The sequence below is a fragment of the Desulfocapsa sulfexigens DSM 10523 genome (assembly GCF_000341395.1).
In the GTDB taxonomy this organism is placed as follows: Bacteria; Desulfobacterota; Desulfobulbia; order Desulfobulbales; family Desulfocapsaceae; genus Desulfocapsa; species Desulfocapsa sulfexigens.
The window spans coordinates 241650-262972 of record NC_020304.1; the positions used below are offsets into that span (position 1 = coordinate 241650).

A 21323-nucleotide genomic window follows, 5' to 3' on the forward strand; every position below is an offset into this window, starting at 1 on the left:
TCATGCAGCCATCCCATACCAGACTTTCTCTTAACAGCCTTGCCTGCTTTTTTCTGACCAGTTGTCTTTTTCTAACGCTCATACTGCCTGAACACAGTTTTTCAAAGCAGTTGAAAGTTGGTGTCTACAGTAACAAACCGCTTGTCTTTGAGGATGAACAGGGGAATTTCCAGGGCCTCACCATCGATGTTCTGCGCGCCATTGCAGCGGCAGAGGGATGGGAACTCGAATTCGTACCCGGCAGTTGGACTGAATGCCTGCAAAGACTCGAACGTGGAGAGATCGATCTCCAGGTTTCCATCGCCTATTCCTCTGTCCGCTCACAACTTTTCAGCTTCCCGGACGAAACCCTGATCACTAACTGGGGACGATTATATCGCAATCCTTTTACTGAAGCAGACTCCCTCCTTGACCTGGACGGAAAAACCATTGCACTGCTCGAAAACGATATTCATGCCAAGGTCTTTTCCGAGCTTATGGAAAAATTCAGCAAGCAGGTATCATCGGTGTACCTGCAGAGTTACGATGAAGTACTGAAACAAGTGGAAGATGGCTCGGTGGATCTTGGTGTGGTCAACCGAATGTACGCCATGCAGAATGCACATCACTTCAATGTGAAGGCAACCCCGATGATTTTTAACCCCATAGAGGTCCGTTACGCAGTACCAAAGGGGAAAAACCCAGACATACTCACTGCCATAGACCATCACCTCAGCCTTTTGCGAGAGGACAAGAATTCTGTTTACTACAGATCCCTTGAAAAGTGGTTCGGCCAGGAAGGACAGCCGTCAAAAATTCCCCGGTGGGTTAAAGTAACTGTCCTCATCGGTGGAACTCTCCTGATCATCATCTTTCTCGTCTCCCTGGTACTCAGAAAACAGATTTCAGTCAAAACAAAAGACCTGCAGATCATCTTTGACTCCTCTCCTGCCGCCATTTTTCTCCATGACCTGAATGGTAACATCCTTGACCTGAACCAGACCATGCTGGAGATGTACAAAGTAGAAAAAAGGCGGGCCCTCACCCTCTCCATCGCTGACTTTTCTTCGCCGGATAATCCTCTGGATATCCTGCTCGATTTCTGGAGAAAAGCTTTCGCAGGACACCCCCAGCAATTCGAATGGATTGCCCGTCGTCCTGGAGACAATTCCACCTTTCCCGTTCAGATAGACCTTAAAAAAATCATTTATGATGGAAGGGAGGTCATTTATGCAACCGTTCTTGACATCACCACGACCAAGGAAGCTGAAGAGAGATTAGCCTCCGAGCAGGAAAGACTTGCTGTCACCCTGCGCTCCATTGGGGATGGTGTAATTGCAACTGATGTGATGGGAAATATAGTCTTTTTAAATAAAGTTGCAGAAAGCTTGACTGGCTGGAAGAACAGCGAAGCACAGGGAAAACCCTCCTCGGAAATATTCAACATCATTAATGAGAAAACCGGAGAAAAATGCATTAGTCCGGTACAGCGTGTATTAGAACTTGGTAGAATCGTGGGTCTTGCCAATCACACGGCACTCATTGCCAGGGATGGGACACTGAGAAGCATCGCTGACAGTGGTGCTCCCATTCGAGACAGAGCAAGTAAGATCGTTGGAGTCGTGCTGGTATTTCGCGATGTCACCAATGAGCAGAAAATGGAAGAAGAGTTGCTTAAAATCAAAAAACTCGAATCCATTGGTGTCCTTGCCGGAGGAATTGCTCACGATTTTAACAATATTCTAGCCGCTATTCTCGGAAACATTGAGCTCACAGCCTTCAGGATTGACAAGGAAGATACTAAAACCATGGCTCTGCTCAACGATGCCAAAAAGGCCACCCGAAGAGCAACAAAGTTGACACAGCAGCTGCTGACATTTGCAAAAGGCGGGGACCCGGTGAGAGAGGAAACTGCACTTCCCCAACTGATAACCGAATCAACTGATTTTGTACTCCATGACAGCAAGATTACCTGCAAATACAGCTTTCCCGACGACCTCTGGATGGTTGATGTGGACAGTGGACAGATTGGACAGGTTATCCAGAACATCGCCTTGAACGCCAAACATGCCATGCCCGAAGGAGGTACCCTATCGATTCGTTGCGACAATATCAGTAATGCTGCAATGGAATCTCTTTTGAGCGTGGATGTGGGGAATTATGTCCGCATTACTCTTCAGGATACCGGTATAGGCATCCCCAGGAATATCATCGATAAAATATTTGACCCCTATTTCTCAACAAAACAGGAGGGCAGTGGCCTCGGACTTGCGATATGCCATTCAATTATCAATAAACATGACGGACATATCACCGTTGACTCCACCACTGGTCGGGGAACCTGTTTCAGTATCTACCTGCCCGCCATACTGCATGGAAACCTTGCCAGGACAAATACCGGAATTATCGAGCCACTGACAAAGGCGTGCAGGGTCATGATTATGGATGATGAGAAAATGCTGCTTGATGTTGCCCAGGCCCAACTTAGTGTCCTTGGCCACGAAGCCATACCGGTGATGGATGGTGTACAGGCAATCAACAGATATCAGGAATTGCAGGATGCTGCAAGTCCCGTTGATCTTGTAATTATGGATCTTACTATTCCTGGTGGTATGGGGGGACAAGAGGCAGCCCGGAAACTCCTCCAGATAGACCCAAAGGCAAAAATCATTGTGTCCAGTGGATATTCAAACGATCCAGTTATGGCCGAGTACAAAAAATACGGCTTTGTGGCCGCCATTGCTAAACCCTTCGACCTGAAGGGGCTAAGTGACACCATAGCGTCTGTCCTTAAGTCGTTGTAAATAAATAACTATAACATTCTTATATCGTGACCAGCATAAGGGGCCAAAATAAAATCGACAAAAATATAATAGTCATTTCTTGACTACCCCTAAATTGATGCCGCAATTTCCCAAAAGGCATCAACCTGTGGCGGCCGCATTTTTTTCTTGATACTGCAAATCCCGATGGAAAATGGTTTCAGTTCAGGCCTCACAGCCAGGATTTCTATCTGTTCTTTCAAGGGACTTTTTTCAAGGACCAGCTCAGGCACAACGCCTACCCCGCAACCGAGCGCAACCATGGCAATGATGGCTTCATTCCCTGCAACCTGCGCGTAAACGTTTGGCACAATATCTTTTTCACGAAACCAGCTATCCGTCCTGTCACGACTCAACCCAAATTCTGCAATAATAAGCGGTGTCTTCTGCCAGTCTATTTCCCTCCCCTGATATCGTGTTCTTTCTGGGAATGACGTGGGGCCAATAAAGACCAGCGGAGTCTCCACAATCTTCAGAAATTCCACCCGTTCCGGCAGGACATCCGGCAACGCTGCCACCGTAATATCCACCTCCCTATTCTGGAGTTTTGTAAGTGCAAGCGCGGCATCACCTGTCTCAAGAGTGATGTTTACCTCCGGATAGACAAAACGAAATTTCTGAAAAATCACAGGCAGGATTGAATATGCTGCGGTCACAGAACAGTACAGTGAAATCTCTCCCCCCAACACCCGCTCCCTTGACAGCTCACCCTGTAACATTTCATAGCGCTGAATAACATCATCTGCATAGGAACGAAATGACTCACCTGCCGGGGTAAGACGGACCGAGCGGTTATCACGGAGAAATAAGCGTTCCCCCAGATCATCCTCAAGACGCTGAATGATTCTGGTCAATGCAGAAGGAGTCACATGACAGGCACGACTGCTTTGTCCAAAATGGAGGGTTCCAGAGAGATGCTTGAAGAGTTTGAGATCTCGGATGTTCATTTTCTTTTTTCGGCTATCACTGTTCAAAGGACACACGTTTATTTCACTAACCGCAATACTATATTACAAACAATTCACTTTACGCAACAATTTTTCATGGTATTATCTAGATAATAATTCGTTGTTTTACCGTTTTTATTTCCATTCAATAGTGAATTGATCATTTAAAAAAGGAGTATTCCCATGTCAAACAATTACTTTAACAGCCTTCCCCTCCGCCTTCAGCTTGAAGAACTTGGCCAGTGTCGTTTTATGGATATTTCGGAATTTGATGGTGTTGAGGCCCTCAAAGGAAAAAAAATCGTCATAGTCGGTTGTGGTGCTCAGGGCTTAAACCAGGGACTGAATCTTCGTGACTCAGGCCTTGATGTCTCTTACACCCTCCGCGATGCCGCAATTGCCGAAAAACGTCAGTCCTGGAAAAACGCCTCGGAAAATGACTTCAAAGTAGGAACCTACCAGGAGATGCTCCCCGAAGCTGATCTGGTAATCAATCTGACTCCTGACAAACAGCACACCAATGTCATCGAAGCCGTCATGCCACTCATGAAACAGGGTGCTTGCCTCTCCTACTCTCACGGATTCAATATTGTTGAGGAGGGAATGAAGATTCGCGACGACATTACAGTTGTCATGGTTGCCCCAAAATCTCCAGGAACCGAGGTACGGGAAGAGTACAAACGAGGTTTTGGTGTCCCTACCCTTATCGCCGTACATCGTGAAAACGATCCCCAGGGGATCGGCTGGGATGTTGCCAAAGCTTATGCAGCTGGAACAGGCGGCCATCGTGCCGGGTGTCTGCAATCCTCCTTTGTTGCAGAGGTAAAATCTGATCTCATGGGTGAGCAGACCATTCTTTGCGGAATGCTGCAGACTGGCTCCCTGCTCTGTTTTGACAAGATGACTGAACAGGGAATAGATCCTGCCTACGCTGTCAAATTAATTCAGTTTGGCTGGGAAACCATCACCGAAGCGCTCAAACACGGCGGCATTACCAACATGATGGACAGACTTTCCAATCCTGCAAAAATCAGAGCCAATGAGTTAAGCGATGAGCTGAAAAGTATCATGGAACCACTCTTCCACAAGCACATGGACGATATCATGTCTGGGCATTTCTCCAAAACCATGATGGAAGACTGGGCCAACGACGATGCGAACCTCCTGAGATGGCGTAAAGAAACGGGTGAAACAACTTTCGAGCAAACAGAAGCGGCTACCACCGAAATAAGCGAACAGGAATACTTTGACAATGGCATTCTTATGGTTGCCATGATTAAAGCCGGTGTTGAGTTAGCCTTTGACACCATGGTTTCAGCAGGAATCAAAGAGGAATCTGCCTACTACGAGTCACTGCACGAGGTTCCACTGATAGCCAATCTTATTGCACGCAAAAAACTCTATGAGATGAATGTTGTTATCTCGGATACTGCTGAGTATGGCTGCTACCTCTTCAACCACGCCTGTCTGCCACTGCTCAGGGATTTCATGAAAACAGTGAACACTGATGTTATTGGTAAGACCATTGCAGTCAAAGACAATGGGGTGAACAACGTTGAGCTTATCGAAACCAACGAGTCCATCCGCTACACCACTGTTGAAGCTATCGGTGAAGAGCTGCGCTCCTATATGAGTGCCATGAAGCAAATCTAAGCCCAATCCCTTTTCTGATCGGAAGAAATATTTCTTCCGGTCAGAACATCCGTTTTCCCCTCCATTTATGAAACAACTCACGGGGATGAGCCGTGGCAATGAGCCCCTGGCACTTCTCTGCAGACAGCAAGGCAATGATTTTTGTCACCTCACAGAAAACCATGGCCCTGGCACTTGCCATATTAGCCAGCATCAAACTTGCAACCGGCAATGCCATTATTGTCTGTCTCATCTTTCATTTTTTCCAACTGTTCATGGACTCCTTTATCGCATCAATCATTCAAAATAAATAAAAAAACAAAAATTCTCCATACCTGCTTTGACAATGATTTTTTACTTTGCTATAACTCTTCATGTATTTACAAATCATTTCAAGCTGTATTGACCTTTTTATACCACAGGTGCAAGATCCACCACGCTGTCAGGAAAACTTCTTAAATGACAAACAACAACCACTCTCGTGACTCTCTCTGGCTCCGCCTCTGGAAGCCTTTTTTCGCCCTTTCTGTCTACAAGAAATTCCTCCTGGTTCTGGTAAGCTTCCTCTGCGGGTATCTTGTTATCGGATTCCACAGTCTTCTCTTTATTAAAAAGCTTAAATATGAACTGCATTTTGCCTGCGGTGGAGACGAGCATTTATCGAACGCCCTTGGTCTCCTCGATACCTATATCAGCCATGGCCTGATTCTGGTCGTTCTGGTCATGGCCTTTATGAGCCTTACAAGTTTTTTGTGCGTACGCGCCCTTGTTGATTTTCTTGACCAGATGATCAGTTCTCTTCGAACGCTGGTCAAAAAGGGGGACAAAAAACAGGCCTGTGGCCATGGAACCGAAATTCCGGTACTTACCCAGGACAAAATCGGAGAAGTCGCTCTACTGGTAAACGACCTGACAAGTCATATTCGAGCCATTTCGCTCTTCAGAAGAACCATAGAGGCCGACGAAACCGTTGGTGAAGTTTACAATCGACTGGCCTACGTTTTTAAGGAAAAACTGCATCTCAACACCTTTATTATATGGGAAGTCCGGGCTAAGGATGACTCCATAGAAGCAGTGTACAGCTGGCCTCCTGAACTGGAACACGATACCTGTGAAATGAGTACCTCCAGAATCTGTCGCGCAAGACGGACAGGAGAAGTCATTTCATCAGCCGGTTTCCCAGGTATCTGCCCAGTCTTCCCCCTCTCTGAACTAATGACCCATACCTGTGTCCCCATGGTTGTTTCAGGGAAAGTACTGGGAGTTGTTCAATTTTTCTCGCTCTTTGTCGACAGCCCGGAACGAGCAGAGCAATTACGGGAAAACCAACAACTTGCCGGCCTCTATCTCGAAGAGGCTCTTCCGGTGCTCCACGCCAAGCGTCTCGCCTCTAATCTTCATGAAATGGCCACCAAAGATGCCCTGACTGGCCTTGCAAACCGTAGATACCTGGAAACAAACATCAACCCGATACTTGCCGGAATCAAAAGGAGAAAGAGTACCTTGGCTGTTCTCATGTGTGACCTGGATTTTTTCAAACAGGTAAACGATGAACACGGGCACGATGTGGGTGATGACGTCCTGAAAACGCTAGCTACCATTCTGAAAGATGGAGTGCGAACCTCGGATATTGTTATCCGCTATGGCGGTGAAGAATTCCTGATCCTTCTTACTGACTGTGAGATGGAAAAAGCGACAGAGGTCGCAGAAAAAATACGGCAGGCTGTGGAGGAACAGCTGTTCCGGATAGAAGATATCAGTATCCGCAAGACCCTCAGTATCGGAGTCTCTATTTTCCCCGTGGATGGGGATGGATTCTGGGAATGTATCAAACACGCTGATATTGCTCTCTATCAGGCAAAAGACACTGGCAGAAACAAGGTAGTACGCTTTAATCCTTCCATGTGGGATGGGGATAGTTATTGAGAATCCTGACGGTGTAATAAAAACCTCCTAAAACTTCTCCATGCAATGTTGCAGGTTTTCTCGGGTGCCCTTCATCTTCTCAAAGAACAAGGTGAAGGACGGATGCATCCTCCATTCTTTTTCCTGATTACCACTAATCCTCAGCCTACCCGCCTGAGGATTAGTTTTTTCGTGTTGATTATATGGGCATCTGCGGCCTGGACGGCCGCAGCAGAGCCCCCAGGGATCGGTTTATGGCGTCCCATATAATCAACCCGGAACAACTCCGGGTTGCAAAGCCGAGTTTCGATGGTAATCAGGTTCTTTTTTCAACTCCCGTCAGTTTCACATCCAGCAATAACCACTTAGCCATACAGTCCTCGTTTATACCTAATCCGATTTTTCCTGGACAATTCAAAAACAGGCATTAACGTAAGAGATAACAGGAAGCATTATCAATAAAAACCTTGTGAGCATATGAAAAATACAAACATCATCAAAAACCCTGATCCTCAACGAGTGGCAATCCTCAGATCACTTCCACTAGAGATCAAAGAGACACTGACAGGTGAAGAAGCTGCTGCATTTATTAATAATGAGCCACTTTCTGAAACCCTTTATGAAAAACTTAAAGACCATCTGCTTCCTGCTGAAGAGTAGGAACAAAAGCAGACAGTAAGGAGACATCCTATGAAAGAAAATACTATCCAGGCCATAGATCCTGCTGAAACCTGTGAAAGCAATCCTGAGTGGAGCAGTGCTCCCGGCAACAATGACTGGGACGATTGTCGCTGTTCGATCATTGCCCCAGCCAAGACCAGTCACCCTCAAGACAAAAAGTAAGTCTACGAAAATATACTCTCCCTGCTTTCTCTTAAAGCAGGGAGGGGCTCATCACATTCAAAAATCCCCTTCCCCTTTTTTTTCGCATCGGCCAATAACACATTCAAATCTTGATTTATATGAGCTTTATTGAAATTACCGTCATAATTATTACAAAAACATGATAAAAACATTGGAGAATGATACTATCAACTGCAACAAAGTTTATAAAAAAAATCGCCGCGCCCAGGGACATGGGAAGCCCGGATATTGAGAGGAAACAATGGGTCTGTATAATCGAGAATTAGATAAAGATAACTGTGGTTTCGGACTGATGGCTCATATGGATGGCGAGGTAAGTCACAAGCTCGTCCGTACAGCCATCTCTTCACTCGCCAGAATGACCCATCGTGGCGGTGTCGCCGCCGATGGTAGAACCGGAGACGGGTGTGGTCTGTTGCTACAGAAACCGGACACGTTTTTTCATGCCCTCGCCAAAGAAGAAGGATGGAAACTGGGCGGCAGATACGCCGTCGGGATGGTATTTCTCAGCCAGGATGAGACTAAAAATGATCTTGCCCGTCAGATAATCAACCAGGAACTTAAGAAAGAAACACTGACGGTTGTAGCCTGGCGCACCGTTCCTGTTGTTCCCGAGGTACTTGGGACTCTTGCCAGAGAATCCATGCCGGACATTGCCCAGGTTATCATTAACGGGCCTTTTGGCTGGGGGTCAAAGGATCTGGAGCGACGTCTCTACATCGTTCGGCGCCGAGTTGAAAAGCGGATAAACGATGATCCCGATTTCTATATCGCCAGTCTTTCAAACCTTGTTATCGTCTACAAAGGATTGTGTCTTCCCGTGGATCTGCCATCTTTTTATCCGGATTTGGCAGATTATCGGATGCAGTCGGCAATATGCCTCTTCCATCAGCGTTTTTCCACCAATACCGCGCCCAAATGGCCATTAGCCCAGCCCTTCAGATATCTCGCCCATAACGGTGAAATCAATACCATCACCGGCAACAGGCAGTGGGCAGCATCTCGTTCCTATAAATTCAAGTCCCCCCTGCTCCCCGACATGGCCGAAGCCATGCCCTTTGTAAACAGTTCCGGATCTGATTCTTCGGCACTTGACAACATGCTGGAACTCTTTCTGGCCGGTGGCATGGATCTTTTTCGGGCCTTCAGGCTTCTTATTCCACCCGCCTGGCAGAATCACCCTAATATGGATAAGGACCTGCGCGCCTTTTACGACTTCAACTCCATGCACATGGAGCCATGGGATGGACCAGCAGGAGTTGTCATGAGTGACGGTCGTTTTGCAGCCTGCGGTCTTGATCGTAACGGCCTCAGACCAGCACGCTACGTGGTAACCAAAGACAGGCTGATAACCCTGGCATCCGAGGTCGGCATCTGGGACTATGAGCCTGATGAGGTGATTGAAAAAGGCCGGGTCGGCCCCGGTGAACTTCTGGTGATTGACACCCTCAGTGGGAAACGCTGGACATCCTGGGATATCGACAGTGAGCTTAAGGGGCGGTATCCCTATAAGGAATGGATGGATAAATGTTGCCAGGAGTTTCGTTCCTTTGACCATGATATCCAGCTCGATACTGGGGAAAGAGCGCTTAGTGATGACCGCCTCCTCCTTTACCAGAAGCTCTTCGGCTACACTAATGAGGAGATGGTGCAGGTCATAAAAGTACTGGGAGAAACAGGGCAGGAACCGGTGGCCTCCATGGGTGATGATGCCCCAATGGCCGTCCTGTCTACTAAAGAACGAAGTCTGTTCGACTATTTCCGCCAGATGTTTGCCCAGGTTACCAATCCTCCTATTGACCCCTTACGGGAAAAACATGTTATGTCTCTTGCCACCTGCGTGGGGCAGGAACAGAACGTCTTTGACGAAGCACAGGGACACGCCTACCGTGTTATATTCCAATCTCCGGTGCTGGTATACAGTGACCTTAAACAACTCCTGCAACTGGACCAGAGTCATTACAAACATGTGATTCTTGACCTCAACTACGCCCCACAGCTGGGACTGAGGAACGCAATCATAGAACTCTGTGACAGAGCTCGGAAAGAGACGGAAAGTGGTGCTGTCCTGCTGATTCTCTCGGATCGCAACATATCCCCAGAAACACTCCCAATTCCTGCAGCCATGGCTGTGGGAGCCCTGCAGCGCACTCTGGTTGAGAATAATTTGCGCTGTGATGCCAATATTATTGTAGAGACGGCAGCGGTAAGGGACTCGCACCATTTTGCGGTTCTTATCGGCCTTGGTGCAACAGCCATTTATCCCTACCTGGTCTATGAATCACTTGCTCAGCTTGTTGACGAGAACAGCATAAACGTGACGCTCAAGCAGGCAACAGGCAATTACCGCAAAGGTATAGACAAGGGCCTCCTGAAGATTCTCTCGAAAATGGGAATTTCTACCATTGCCTCCTACAGATGTTCACAACTTTTTGAAGCCATTGGCCTGGCACGGGAGATCACTGAACTCTGTTTCAACGGAGTAATCAGCCGAATTGAGGGTGCAGGATTTGCGGATTTTCAGGAGGATCAGGAAAAACTTTCCCATTACAGCTGGAAGAAACTCCATAAACCTCTTAAGCGTGGCGGTCTCTTCAAATATATTCATGGTGGAGAATACCACGCCTACAACCCCGATGTGGTGGAATCCCTGAAGAAATCCGTGCGTACAGGCGTTTTTGCTGATTATCAGATCTATTCAAACCATGTAAACAACCGCCCTGTTGCCTGTATCCGTGATCTCTTCCAACTGAAAAAAGACAGCAGGGCAATACAACTCGACGAAGTGGAAGCTGCGGAGACCTTTTACAATCGCTTTGATTCTGCTGCCATGTCCATCGGGGCATTGAGCCAGGAGGCACATGAAGCACTTGCCATCGGCATGAACCGCCTTGGCGGTTACTCCAACAGTGGAGAGGGAGGTGAGGACCCTGTCAGGTTCAAGACCGAACGGGTATCCAGGATCAAGCAGGTTGCCTCTGGACGTTTCGGGGTAACCCCTCACTACCTGATGAACGCGGAAGTTATCCAGATCAAAATGGCCCAGGGCGCCAAGCCCGGTGAAGGAGGCCAACTCCCAGGCCATAAGGTGACGGCCCAGATCGCCACTCTCCGATATTCGGTGCCTGGTGTAACGCTTATCTCACCACCACCCCACCATGATATCTATTCCATTGAGGATCTGGCCCAGCTGATCTTCGATCTCAAGCAAATCAATCCAGTTGCTCAGATCAGCGTCAAACTGGTTTCAGAACCCGGAGTCGGGACCATTGCCACCGGTGTGGTCAAGGCCTATGCAGACATGATCACCATCTCGGGCAATGACGGTGGTACGGGTGCCAGTCCGCTCAGTTCGGTAAAATATGCGGGCAGCCCCTGGGAACTGGGACTCGCCGAAACTCAGCAGGCTCTTGTCGCCAACGGATTACGGCACAAAATACGCCTGCAGGTGGATGGCGGTTTGAAGACCGGGCTTGATATCATCAAGGCTGCAATCCTTGGTGCTGAAAGTTTTGGTTTCGGCACCGGGCCCCTTATTGCTCTTGGCTGCAGGTTTCTCCGGATCTGTCATCTCAACAACTGTGCCACAGGTATTGCCACCCAGGATGCAACCCTGAGGCGAAAATACTTCGCCGGAGTTCCGGATATGGTGATGAACTATTTTTCCTTTATGGTTCATGAAACCCGAATGCTCATGGCTGAACTGGGCGTACAAAAACTCACCGACCTGATCGGCCGCACCGATCTGCTCGAGATCGTAGAAGGCATCTCTTCAAAACAGAGAAAACTGCAACTCACACCCATTCTGGAGACCAGCCAGCCAGCCGGAGGAAAAGCTGTTTACTTCCAGGAGAGAAACACCCCTAACGATCCGGGAAATCTCAATCTTGAGATTATAAAACAATTCACCGACGCAGTAAAAAACACTTCTGGTGCCAGCGGCAGTTTCCCTATCCGCAATACCGATCGAACAGTGGGCGCAGGGATTTCCGGAAAAATAGCTTCCATCCATGGCAACAGAGGCATGGAAGAAGCACCTGTGACCCTGACGTTCAATGGTACTGCAGGTCAGAGTTTTGGAGCCTGGAATGCCGGAGGTCTGCATATGACCCTTATCGGTGATGCCAACGATTACGTGGGTAAGGGAATGGCTGGTGGAAAACTCGTTATCCACCCACCTCTGGGAGTCACCTACAAAAGTCACAAGGCTGCCATTATAGGCAACACCTGTCTCTACGGGGCAACGGGTGGCAGGCTATACGCAGCTGGCCTTGCCGGAGAACGTTTTGCGGTCAGAAATTCCGGAGCTATAGCGGTTGTTGAGGGGATTGGTGACAACGGTTGCGAGTATATGACTGGTGGCATTGTCACCATCCTTGGCGAAACAGGTGTTAATTTCGGCGCAGGAATGACCGGTGGTTTTGCCTATGTTCTCGACAAATCTGGAAATCTTGAATCAAGAGTGAATCCAGAGCTGGTTGAAGTACTGTCACTCGACAATCAACCTGTTTTACAGGAACATCTTCGTGGAATTATAGATAAGCATTTTCTGGAAACAGGAAGCCAGCGGGCAGAAAAGATCCTGACAGGATTTGACGACTATTATGTCGAAATTTTCAAGCTGGTAAAACCAAAGACATCAAATATTGCGACCCTGCTGGGTCACCGCGGCACCTCACCCGGAGAAACGCTGGCTGTAGTCCAGTAAGAGGAACGATATGAGCCAAAATTTATTCCAGTTTATCGAAGTGAATCGGGTTGATCCCCGGAAAAAAAACATCGCACGGCGTAAAACCGAATTTGTGGAAATCTACGATCCTTTCCAGAAATCACAGGTACAAATGCAGGCGGATCGTTGCCTTGACTGCGGTAATCCCTACTGCGAATGGAAATGCCCCGTCCACAACTACATTCCTGACTGGCTGCAGCTCGCCAATGAGGGCCGTATTATAGAGGCGGCCGAACTCTGCCACCAGACCAACAGTCTGCCGGAAATCTGTGGCCGGGTTTGTCCCCAGGATCGCCTCTGTGAAGGTGCCTGTACGCTCAACAATGACTATGGCGCGGTCACCATCGGCAATATTGAAAAGTACCTTGTCGATACAGCTTTCCAGATGGGCTGGCGCCCTGACCTCTCCAGGGTTGTGGTAACTGACAAACGTGTTGCTGTTATCGGCGCCGGTCCTGCAGGACTCGCCTGTGCAGATGTGTTAATCCGTAACGGTGTCAAACCGGTGGTTTTTGACCGACATCCGGAGATCGGCGGCCTGCTGACATTCGGCATTCCCTCCTTTAAACTCGACAAAGGGATAATGACCCTCAGGCGGGAGATCTTCACCGATATGGGTATTGAATTTCGTCTCAATGTGGAAATAGGGAAAGATCTGCCCGTAAGCGAGCTCCTGAATAACTTTGATGCCCTTTTTGTCGGCATCGGGACCTACACCGCCACAACTGCAAATCTTGAAAATGAGAGTGCTGAAGGAGTATACGATGCCCTTGACTATCTCATCGCCAACACCGACCATCTTATGAACGTAAAGCGGAAAACATACCCATATGTGGATCTTGAGGGAAAACGGGTCGTGGTTCTTGGCGGCGGAGACACTGCCATGGATTGTCTGCGCACTGCCATCCGCCAGGGTGCGACGGATGTTGCCTGCGTCTATCGGCGGAACAGGGAAAATATGCCGGGTTCGGCCAGGGAAGTACAAAACGCCGAGGACGAAGGCGTTCGTTTTCTCTGGAATCTGCAGCCCCTTAAACTGCTTGTGGAAGAAAATGGCAGGGTCTGCGGAGTCAGGGTTGTGAGTACCAGACTGGGCGAACCTGACGAACATGGACGAAGAAGACCGGAGGCAATTGCTGGCACAGAGATAGAACTTCCAGCCGATTGTATTATTACAGCCTTTGGTTTTCGGCCGAGTCCTCCGAAGTGGCTGATCGAAAATGATATTTCCTTGAATGAGTGGCAGCTGATAGATGCCCCTGCAGATGGAGATTTCCCCTTCCAGACCAGTAATACCAAAGTTTTCGCCGGAGGCGATGCGGTTCGTGGCTCTGACCTTGTTGTCACTGCCATTGCCGAAGGACGACATGCTGCCGAGAGTATTCTTCAGTACCTGAAGGTATAAGATAGAAAGAAAAAAAGCGAGACTACCTTTTTGGTAGCCTCGCTTAGTAATGGACAGTATGACTCTGAATTAAATGGCGTCAGCCCCACGCTCTCCGGTTCGTACTCTCAGTACGTCTTCCACCGGAATGATAAAGATCTTTCCATCTCCTATCTTGCCACTGAGGGCTGCCTCACGGATCGTCTCCATCACCTTCTCGACAAGATCGGCGGCAACAACCAGTTCTATCTTAATCTTCGGGTTGAAATCAACCACATATTCTGCTCCGCGATACATCTCTTTATGGCCCTTCTGCCGACCATATCCTTTAACTTCGGTGATGGTCATGCCGCTGATACCAATTTCATTCAGGGCCTCCTTTACCGATTCAAGCTTGAATGGCTTGATGATTGCCTCTATTTTTTTCATGATACTCTCCTGTCATTAAACTATTTGGCTAATTAATCTCTGGTGAATTCCGGATAGGCATCAAGACCGCACTCGGCAATATCAACACCTTCCATCTCTTCTTCTTCGCTGACCCGAACACCCATGACTGCCTTAAGAACCAGCCACACAATAAGAGAAGTACCAAAGGTCCAGCCAAAGATGGTTCCAATACCGATAAGCTGTTTAATCAGCGAACCATCGGGATTGGTAAAGGCGACAGCGATAAGTCCCCAGGTACCAACTACGCCATGCACAGAGATTGCACCTACAGGATCATCGATCTTAGCCTTGTCTATAAAGATAATAGCAGGCACAACCAGCAGGCCACCGATAACACCGATCATGGTGGCAATGCCTGGAGTAGGTGTTAATGGCTCAGCAGTTATGGCAACCAGTCCTGCCAGCGCACCGTTGAGAGCCATGGTAAGATCAGCCTTGCCAAACCAGAGACGGGAGAGCAGCAGTGCTGCAACAAGACCTCCCGCAGCAGCGGTATTGGTATTGACAAAAACCATGGACACGGCATTCGCCTCAGCGATGTTACTGATCTTCAATTCGGATCCGCCATTAAACCCAAACCAGCCAAGCCAGAGGATAAAGGTTCCAAGGGTTGCAAGGGGAAGGTTACAGCCGGGAATAGCATTGATTTTGCCTCCTGAATATTTTCCCTTACGAGCACCAAGTACCAGTACACCAGCCAGGGCAGCAGATGCGCCACAGAGATGAACCAGACCGGAACCTGCGAAATCAAGAAAACCGAGGGCGTCAAGAAAACCTCCGCCCCATTTCCAGTAACCGCTGACAGGATAGATAAATCCGGTCATGACAACTGCAAAGGCAAGGAATGTCCAGAGTTTCATCCGCTCTGCAACGGCACCGGAAACAATGGACATGGCCGTTGCCACAAAGACAACCTGAAAAAAGAAGTCTGACATATTGGAATAGTATGTTTCTCCACCGCTCTTCAGGACTTCATCGACTCCGTTATCGGGGCCAAGAAAAAAGCTGAGTCCGGGAATAAAACTGTTAACAGCATCACCGTACATGATGTTGTACCCGACGATAAGATACATCAAGCAGGCGATGGCATAGAGAGCCACATTTTTGGTGAGGATTTCCACCGTGTTTTTCCCTCTGACCAGGCCAGCTTCCAGCATGGCAAAGCCAGCGGCCATCCACATGACCAACGCGCCGGACATGAGAAAGTAAAAGGTGTCCACTGAATAGGCCAGCTGGATCAGATTGTCAGCGACACTTGATGCGGCAGCCGCCTCTTCGGCAATTGCTGGCCCTGCCAGGGCAAGCCCGGAGAGAAACACCACTCCTCCCCAGAACGTCTTTCCATTCATTGTTACACTGTTCTTCACTGTAGTTCCTCCTGTTTCATACGGGTTGTGCCAGATTGCACCGGTTTTTGCTTATACCTGGGGTAGAGCAATGTCTGTGCCACAACATGAAAAACTACTTTAATGCTGTAAAATCTATCTACTACATGATAGCTTGCAGTTTTTTCTGCCACCAAGGATCTGCAAACAATTACATTTATGTGCCAAATAGAAACCTTTTATTTACATTTTTGTAGTCTTTCCTACTTTAACAGGATCAAACATTCTCTTTTTAAAGCCAATCGGAAAACATTTACAAAACCAGCCAGGAATTCTATAACACTAGCAGAAAACCACTAAACACTCTCTACCAGCGCGAGCCGATGAACATCATAAATAAAAAATCCATTTTCACCTCCATGCTCCAAAATGGCCCTTTTGCGGTTGGCGAGACACCTCCCTTTGCCCACCCTTTCTCACGTGAGGCTAAAGAGTGGACCAGAACCATACAGAGCGACCCATTGATGAAAACAAAGTACCGGGCCGTGAGAAATCAAATTTTTGACCTCCTTAGCATTTCTACTTTCGATGAGATCCTGCCACTGCTTCATGATAGAAAATCAAGGGAATTGACAACCAAAACAGCTCACCAACTCCTAGGTAACATGTTTGGCATCCAGGGTGACGCGCAGGTCATTGATCGCTACCTCCACGACTATGCAAGAACAGCTGACGATGTAATCAACTCTCTTCGAGCAAAAGTGCTGGCCCCATATAGCTCCCACACCGAAACAACAAACGAAATTGAGACCATATCCGACCCGGTGAGCTTACTGCTCGTCCTGTTTGACGAACACTTCCACCGCAAAGCCCGTTTTGAAGCCAAGCGAAAACTGGTGCTGATGAATCTGGCAGGATCAATTGACCAAAGAGAGCGGGAAACCCAGATCGAGAAGAAGTTCTCGGAATTCCTAGGTTTTCTCAATGACTTTGTCTGGAGTCCCAGTTCGAAAATCGGCGACCTGGAAATCTGCTACCTGCATAGCAGGCACAGCGCTGAAGACTTTCGGTGCACGAGTGTAAATGTTCTGAGTGAAGCAGCGGCCATAAAAACAACCCCCGTTGTCGGGGAAAAGCTAACCTTAATCAAACGGCGCAGATTTCATGACAAGGGAAAAGATATTCCCATCTATGTTACAATTAGAAAAAAGCCACCGGCGGCCAAGGTACTCAAGCTGCTGAGGAAAAATGAGAAAAACCCGGCAACAGCAGTGGATGACGAGCTCGGCCTGATGGCAGTACTCAATTCAGTGAGTGACGTAAAGCGCTTTCTCCGCCACTTAACAAAAAGCGCGGTCAGGGCAGATTCCTTTATGACCCTGGAGGACATTTCAGACACGCTGACCAACGGAGAATACGATGGATCAGCAACCGGGAGTTCTGCAAAAACGTCCATGCTCAAATTCTTTGCCCGGCTGGGTGGCATGCGGGTGGAATTCATTATCCACACCAACAGCTCATATCTTAATTACATGTGTCAGCGCGACGTGGCCCACGACGAATATGAAGTCAAACGAATATTTGACACTGGGGTTGCCGACTTTCTCTTTCCTTCCGACATTTACCATCTTGAGATGGAAAAGATTCGCAGCACTCAGCTGAAAAGGTTCAGACGGATCATCGAAGAAAGCTGATCATAACAACTAGCAACGCAGCACTGAATACCGCACCACTCTCCGAAGAGCACTCCTGAGATCTGCGGACAACCTGGTGTTTTCTTACCTTCATATTACAACTGACCGTACCGCCCCTTCCCTGTACCAATACATAGCCCCCTTCTTCGTCGGCGTTTGTCTGCACAAAGGCACCACCCTCAATCGCTGTGCGGAATAGCTTTCAGCTCGAAATGACACCCTTCACCCTTGTTTTTATACAGTTCAAATACCCCATTTTTCACCCGGTCGGGTTATTTATTTCTTTCTGACTGTATGTTTATTTCTATACCGTAAAGATTTGCAGATGTTCCCACGCCCCCACAATCACCAGGTAGTAGAAAGAAAACAATGGAAACAGGAGCGATCCCAACCATGAAAGACTTCCACAGCAGGCACTTACTTTCCCTATTTATGTTTGTTTGTCTATTGGCTCCTTTCGTTGCCTCGGCACTGGAGATGCCCAGACCAGCAACGACCAGCAGACCAAACTCTTCCAGTGCGGGCAGACCCACTGTCGATCACGGCCAGGTGCAACGAACACCTCCAAAAGCCACTATACAATCTGGCTACTGCTATGTGAATGACACCACCGAAAAAAGTAGTGAAACGCTCTGCAAACGAAAGCGTGGACAATTTTTCGCTGACAAAAGAGAAGCGCAGCGGGTGTATGATACCGCCTCCGGTTACTGCTGTCAGGATGGTAACATAAGCAAAAACAGCAGAGCCACCTGTGTACGGGTAAAGGGGACATTCTTTATCAAACAGAGTGATGCCAAAAGGACATGCGATGCAACGAAGGACGTCTGCTATGACGAAGGCAAAATACTTGCTGATTCCAAGGGTAGCTGTGACCGGAAAAAGGGTGCTTTTTTTTAAAAAAAGCTGATGCGGCACAGTTCGCTGCCCAGCAGAAAGGTTTCTGTTGTCTCGACGGAAAAGTGAGCCCCATGATCCAGAAAATGTGTCAGCAGAAGAAGGGACAATTTTTTATCTTACAAAACCAGGCCACCCTGGCCTGTAAAAATGAACGTGGCTTCTGCTGTATTGAGGGCAGGACAAGTAATCTATCCCGTAGTATCTGTGAGCAGAGACATGGTGCATTTTCAACCAACCGAAGCCAACTGAGCAAAGAGTGCGCCCCTAAAAAAACGCGACTAACTAATAGTTCTGTGCAATCCCCAAGGCCTGCCACTGCAACCACCCCTGCTTCTGTAGTCAAAGAAAAGACAGTCAAACAACCCATAGCTCAAAACGCGATGAAGGGATTTGATGAGCCAGTTTTCAAACCAGATAACAGCCGTGAAAGGTATGATGATCCATTGTTTAAACCAGACAACAGCCGTAAAGGATATGATGATCCAGTACTTAAACCAACAAATAACAAAGAGGCACAGAAGAAAAAAAGAGGCGGCCCAGCAGTAGCGGGTGTGTTGATTGCAGATTCACCTGTGACACCACAAATCACTCCCAATGTCAGCCCGCCTCCAACAAATGACTCCGAACCTTCATTACCGGACAGTTCACTGAGCGGAATAAAAAACCCTCTCAAAGTTGTCTTCATTAAAGATCGAATGGTTCGCATAGGGGATGAAACAAACAGTAACGGTTTAGGAGGAGACCTTCGTCTAAAAAATGTTCAAGCCTCCTTTCTATGCGACGCTGGAGCTGCACCGGTATCTGCAGCAATGACAGTGGCAAACGGTTCAAGCTACACCGGCCTTGCTTCCCAGATAGTGGGCACTCAGGTCAGCTTCCCCAGCCTCACCCTGCAGGAACAAAGCAAATTTATCAGTTCCCATTGTCGCCAGGGAGAAAAAACAGTTCAACAATCTACAGTTATTACTGTTGAAATGAGCAAAACCTGCCGGATGGAAAACGGAGCAGAGAGACAGTGGTCCAATAATGTTGATCTGCCCATGTCTATCATCTGTGATCTCCTGCCAAATGCAGATCCCGCTGAGTATAGCCCCAACCACCCCACCTACAATCCACAAATGGGGAACACGGTTGCCACGAGAAATCCTGCCGATTATACGCTTCAGAAGCCTGTGACAGAAGGGCAAACAGTAGGTGCCCCAACACTCAATGCTCCGTCCTCCCAACCCAGTGTGCTTCAAACTGGTGAAGCAGATGCTTCCCTGCAACTGAAGTATAACAGCGCCTTGGTTGTTGACGATGAACTGCGCATGGGAACACCTTTTCAGTCTGTCTACGATGCTCAGCCGGTGAGCGAATTGAAGTCAAATATTGAGCTCGAAGTGGGTTGCGGAGCCGGGCTATTTGAGTATGCCAATCTTTTTATCAAAAGAAACGGTTTATACGCCCCCCTCCATGAACTGAACAGTGGTGGCCATCATAATCTTACAAATAGTTTTCTGATGACAAAAGCTGATTTTGTTCAAGATCACTGTGCTGCCGGCACCATGTACCAGGACCTTGGGCGATCAATAGAATTTCTAATTGAATATGGCTGCACATATCCTTCGGGAACTAAACGATTCGAAAAGATAATTCACAGCCCTGTGAGAATGGTTACCTGCGATCGACGTCCGAGCACTTTTGCAAATGCCAACCATACCCCCTATATGCATAGGTGTCCTGCCGGATACCATATTGAAGGAAAAGCCGACAATATTCGCGTTGACTCAAGTTCAAGCGCTTTTCCACCAAAACGATGCATAGAGAACCTGTAATGTGGAAAATGCAGCCCACTATTATTTACTTTTGTTAAAAATTGAAATTCAAGGATGATAAGATGAAGATAGTACAAAACGCTGATATTTTTCTTATGGGTTTAGGGATTGTTCTTTGGGGCAGCACTGTTGTATCTGTTCACGCAGAAGGTATGAATGCTAAAATTACAGAGCCTAGCAACAATTCAATAAGTCTAAAAGATGGAAGAATAAATGGTCATAGCAGTGGCATTAAACCATTTCCAGCAGAAGGAAATATTAGTGCAGATTTAGTTATCCGCTCTCACTGCAAAGAAGACTTTGAAGTTATTAAGACCCATATACATTCAGCACTTGACAGTTATATCAACATTACCAGGGATACATTAGATCCTTGGAACAGAGCCAATCGGACAGAATTTTCACGTCCAAGTAATTTTAAACTGGAGACAATCGCTGCCCTTGGGAGAAGATGCAACGAGGAGTTTGGGGAAAAAGAAGGCTCATTTATTACAAATATTCCCATCTCTGTAGAGGTGACCTGCTCTGAAAGCTGGGACACTATGAATGATGGCAACGGTCTGGATGACGTAAGAAAACAAACGTATAATCTTAAATTACCCCTTAGTGTGCAATGCCTTTCAAATGCTCAAGAGATAAATGCTACAGTTGACGAACAATATTGGATTTACGAGTGTCCGGAAACGGATAAGCGCGATCCTGAATACTGGCAGAAATACCGCCTGGTAGTTGAAGGCACCGGGGCTCGTTATGTCAAAACCAGTAAAAATCTAGGCACCCCGAGGTGTATTCGTGCCCATAAAAGCAATATGTCCAACAGTGATGATATACTTTTCCAGATTGAATAATAACAGAGGTGAACAGGGACAATTTGACAA

16 protein-coding genes are annotated in these 21323 nt (G+C 47.6%); 12 read left to right on the forward strand and 4 right to left on the reverse strand.

Annotated elements, in window-relative coordinates:
- The first annotated feature begins 2 nt into the window (after positions 1-2).
- Positions 3-2783 (forward strand): PAS domain S-box protein, encoded by a 2781-nt coding sequence (locus UWK_RS18020; protein WP_015402482.1) that lies wholly within the window; start codon positions 3-5, stop codon positions 2781-2783.
- A gap of 89 nt (positions 2784-2872) precedes the next feature.
- On the opposite strand, the gene ilvY is transcribed toward UWK_RS18020, so the two are convergent.
- A complete protein-coding gene (gene ilvY, locus UWK_RS01000) occupies positions 2873-3748 on the reverse strand; it encodes an HTH-type transcriptional activator IlvY (RefSeq protein WP_015402483.1) in 876 nt (291 codons plus the stop codon).
- A 183-nt stretch (positions 3749-3931) separates the two neighbouring features.
- Between ilvY and ilvC the strand changes: the two genes are divergently transcribed.
- The 7 genes from ilvC to UWK_RS01035 all read left to right on the forward strand — a co-directional run bounded on the left by ilvC (position 3932) and on the right by UWK_RS01035 (position 14283).
- Entirely contained in the window at positions 3932-5401 is a 1470-nt protein-coding gene (gene ilvC, locus UWK_RS01005; protein WP_015402484.1) for a ketol-acid reductoisomerase, read from the forward strand.
- A gap of 98 nt (positions 5402-5499) precedes the next feature.
- A complete protein-coding gene (locus tag UWK_RS01010; protein WP_015402485.1) occupies positions 5500-5694 on the forward strand; it encodes a bile acid:sodium symporter in 195 nt (64 codons plus the stop codon).
- Between the two features lie 145 nt (positions 5695-5839).
- Positions 5840-7306, forward strand: coding sequence for a GGDEF domain-containing protein (locus UWK_RS01015; protein ID WP_015402486.1), 1467 nt, complete (start codon positions 5840-5842; stop codon positions 7304-7306).
- Positions 7307-7762: 456 nt separating this feature from the next.
- Complete coding sequence (locus tag UWK_RS01025; RefSeq protein ID WP_015402487.1) at positions 7763-7945, forward strand: hypothetical protein; 183 nt, start codon at positions 7763-7765, stop codon at positions 7943-7945.
- Between the two features lie 30 nt (positions 7946-7975).
- On the forward strand, positions 7976-8128 hold the full coding sequence (locus UWK_RS19190; protein ID WP_015402488.1) for a hypothetical protein: 153 nt from the start codon (positions 7976-7978) through the stop codon (positions 8126-8128).
- A gap of 262 nt (positions 8129-8390) precedes the next feature.
- Positions 8391-12857: a glutamate synthase large subunit gene (gltB, locus tag UWK_RS01030; protein WP_015402489.1), complete on the forward strand. Its 4467-nt coding sequence runs from the start codon at positions 8391-8393 to the stop codon at positions 12855-12857.
- Positions 12858-12867: 10 nt separating this feature from the next.
- Entirely contained in the window at positions 12868-14283 is a 1416-nt protein-coding gene (locus UWK_RS01035; RefSeq protein ID WP_015402490.1) for an FAD-dependent oxidoreductase, read from the forward strand.
- Between the two features lie 69 nt (positions 14284-14352).
- Here the strand turns inward: UWK_RS01035 and UWK_RS01040 are convergent, their stop codons facing one another.
- Both UWK_RS01040 and UWK_RS01045 read right to left on the reverse strand, forming a co-directional pair.
- Entirely contained in the window at positions 14353-14691 is a 339-nt protein-coding gene (locus UWK_RS01040; RefSeq protein ID WP_015402491.1) for a P-II family nitrogen regulator, read from the reverse strand.
- Positions 14692-14723: 32 nt separating this feature from the next.
- Entirely contained in the window at positions 14724-16079 is a 1356-nt protein-coding gene (locus UWK_RS01045; RefSeq protein ID WP_015402492.1) for an ammonium transporter, read from the reverse strand.
- 341 nt (positions 16080-16420) lie between these two features.
- Between UWK_RS01045 and UWK_RS01050 the strand changes: the two genes are divergently transcribed.
- On the forward strand, positions 16421-17731 hold the full coding sequence (locus tag UWK_RS01050; protein ID WP_015402493.1) for a hypothetical protein: 1311 nt from the start codon (positions 16421-16423) through the stop codon (positions 17729-17731).
- On the opposite strand, the gene UWK_RS19195 is transcribed toward UWK_RS01050, so the two are convergent.
- Complete coding sequence (locus tag UWK_RS19195; RefSeq protein ID WP_153304787.1) at positions 17715-17897, reverse strand: hypothetical protein; 183 nt, start codon at positions 17895-17897, stop codon at positions 17715-17717. The two genes, UWK_RS01050 and UWK_RS19195, sit on opposite strands and share 17 nt — an antisense overlap.
- Positions 17898-18100: 203 nt before the next feature.
- On the opposite strand from UWK_RS19195, the gene UWK_RS01055 reads away from it, so the two are divergent.
- The 3 genes from UWK_RS01055 (at position 18101) to UWK_RS01065 (ending at position 21293) form a co-directional block, all read left to right on the forward strand.
- A complete protein-coding gene (locus tag UWK_RS01055) occupies positions 18101-18628 on the forward strand; it encodes a hypothetical protein (RefSeq protein WP_167320695.1) in 528 nt (175 codons plus the stop codon).
- A 71-nt stretch (positions 18629-18699) separates the two neighbouring features.
- Entirely contained in the window at positions 18700-20445 is a 1746-nt protein-coding gene (locus UWK_RS01060) for a hypothetical protein (RefSeq protein WP_015402495.1), read from the forward strand.
- Between the two features lie 62 nt (positions 20446-20507).
- Positions 20508-21293 carry a hypothetical protein gene (locus tag UWK_RS01065; protein WP_015402496.1) on the forward strand — a complete coding sequence of 262 codons (786 nt, stop codon included), beginning with the start codon at positions 20508-20510 and terminating at the stop codon, positions 21291-21293.
- Positions 21294-21323 lie beyond the last annotated feature (30 nt).

Coding starts and splice junctions, on each gene's coding strand:
- ilvY (WP_015402483.1), bottom strand. CDS start 3,748: ATGAACATCCGAGATCTCAAACTCTTCAAGCATCTCTCTGGAACCCTC.
- gltB (WP_015402489.1), top strand. CDS start 8,391: ATGGGTCTGTATAATCGAGAATTAGATAAAGATAACTGTGGTTTCGGA.
- UWK_RS01015 (WP_015402486.1), top strand. CDS start 5,840: ATGACAAACAACAACCACTCTCGTGACTCTCTCTGGCTCCGCCTCTGG.
- UWK_RS01035 (WP_015402490.1), top strand. CDS start 12,868: ATGAGCCAAAATTTATTCCAGTTTATCGAAGTGAATCGGGTTGATCCC.
- ilvC (WP_015402484.1), top strand. CDS start 3,932: ATGTCAAACAATTACTTTAACAGCCTTCCCCTCCGCCTTCAGCTTGAA.
- UWK_RS01055 (WP_167320695.1), top strand. CDS start 18,101: ATGGAAACAGGAGCGATCCCAACCATGAAAGACTTCCACAGCAGGCAC.
- UWK_RS19190 (WP_015402488.1), top strand. CDS start 7,976: ATGAAAGAAAATACTATCCAGGCCATAGATCCTGCTGAAACCTGTGAA.
- UWK_RS18020 (WP_015402482.1), top strand. CDS start 3: ATGCAGCCATCCCATACCAGACTTTCTCTTAACAGCCTTGCCTGCTTT.
- UWK_RS01065 (WP_015402496.1), top strand. CDS start 20,508: ATGAAGATAGTACAAAACGCTGATATTTTTCTTATGGGTTTAGGGATT.
- UWK_RS01040 (WP_015402491.1), bottom strand. CDS start 14,691: ATGAAAAAAATAGAGGCAATCATCAAGCCATTCAAGCTTGAATCGGTA.
- UWK_RS01010 (WP_015402485.1), top strand. CDS start 5,500: ATGAGCCCCTGGCACTTCTCTGCAGACAGCAAGGCAATGATTTTTGTC.
- UWK_RS01060 (WP_015402495.1), top strand. CDS start 18,700: ATGATCCAGAAAATGTGTCAGCAGAAGAAGGGACAATTTTTTATCTTA.
- UWK_RS01025 (WP_015402487.1), top strand. CDS start 7,763: ATGAAAAATACAAACATCATCAAAAACCCTGATCCTCAACGAGTGGCA.
- UWK_RS01050 (WP_015402493.1), top strand. CDS start 16,421: ATGAACATCATAAATAAAAAATCCATTTTCACCTCCATGCTCCAAAAT.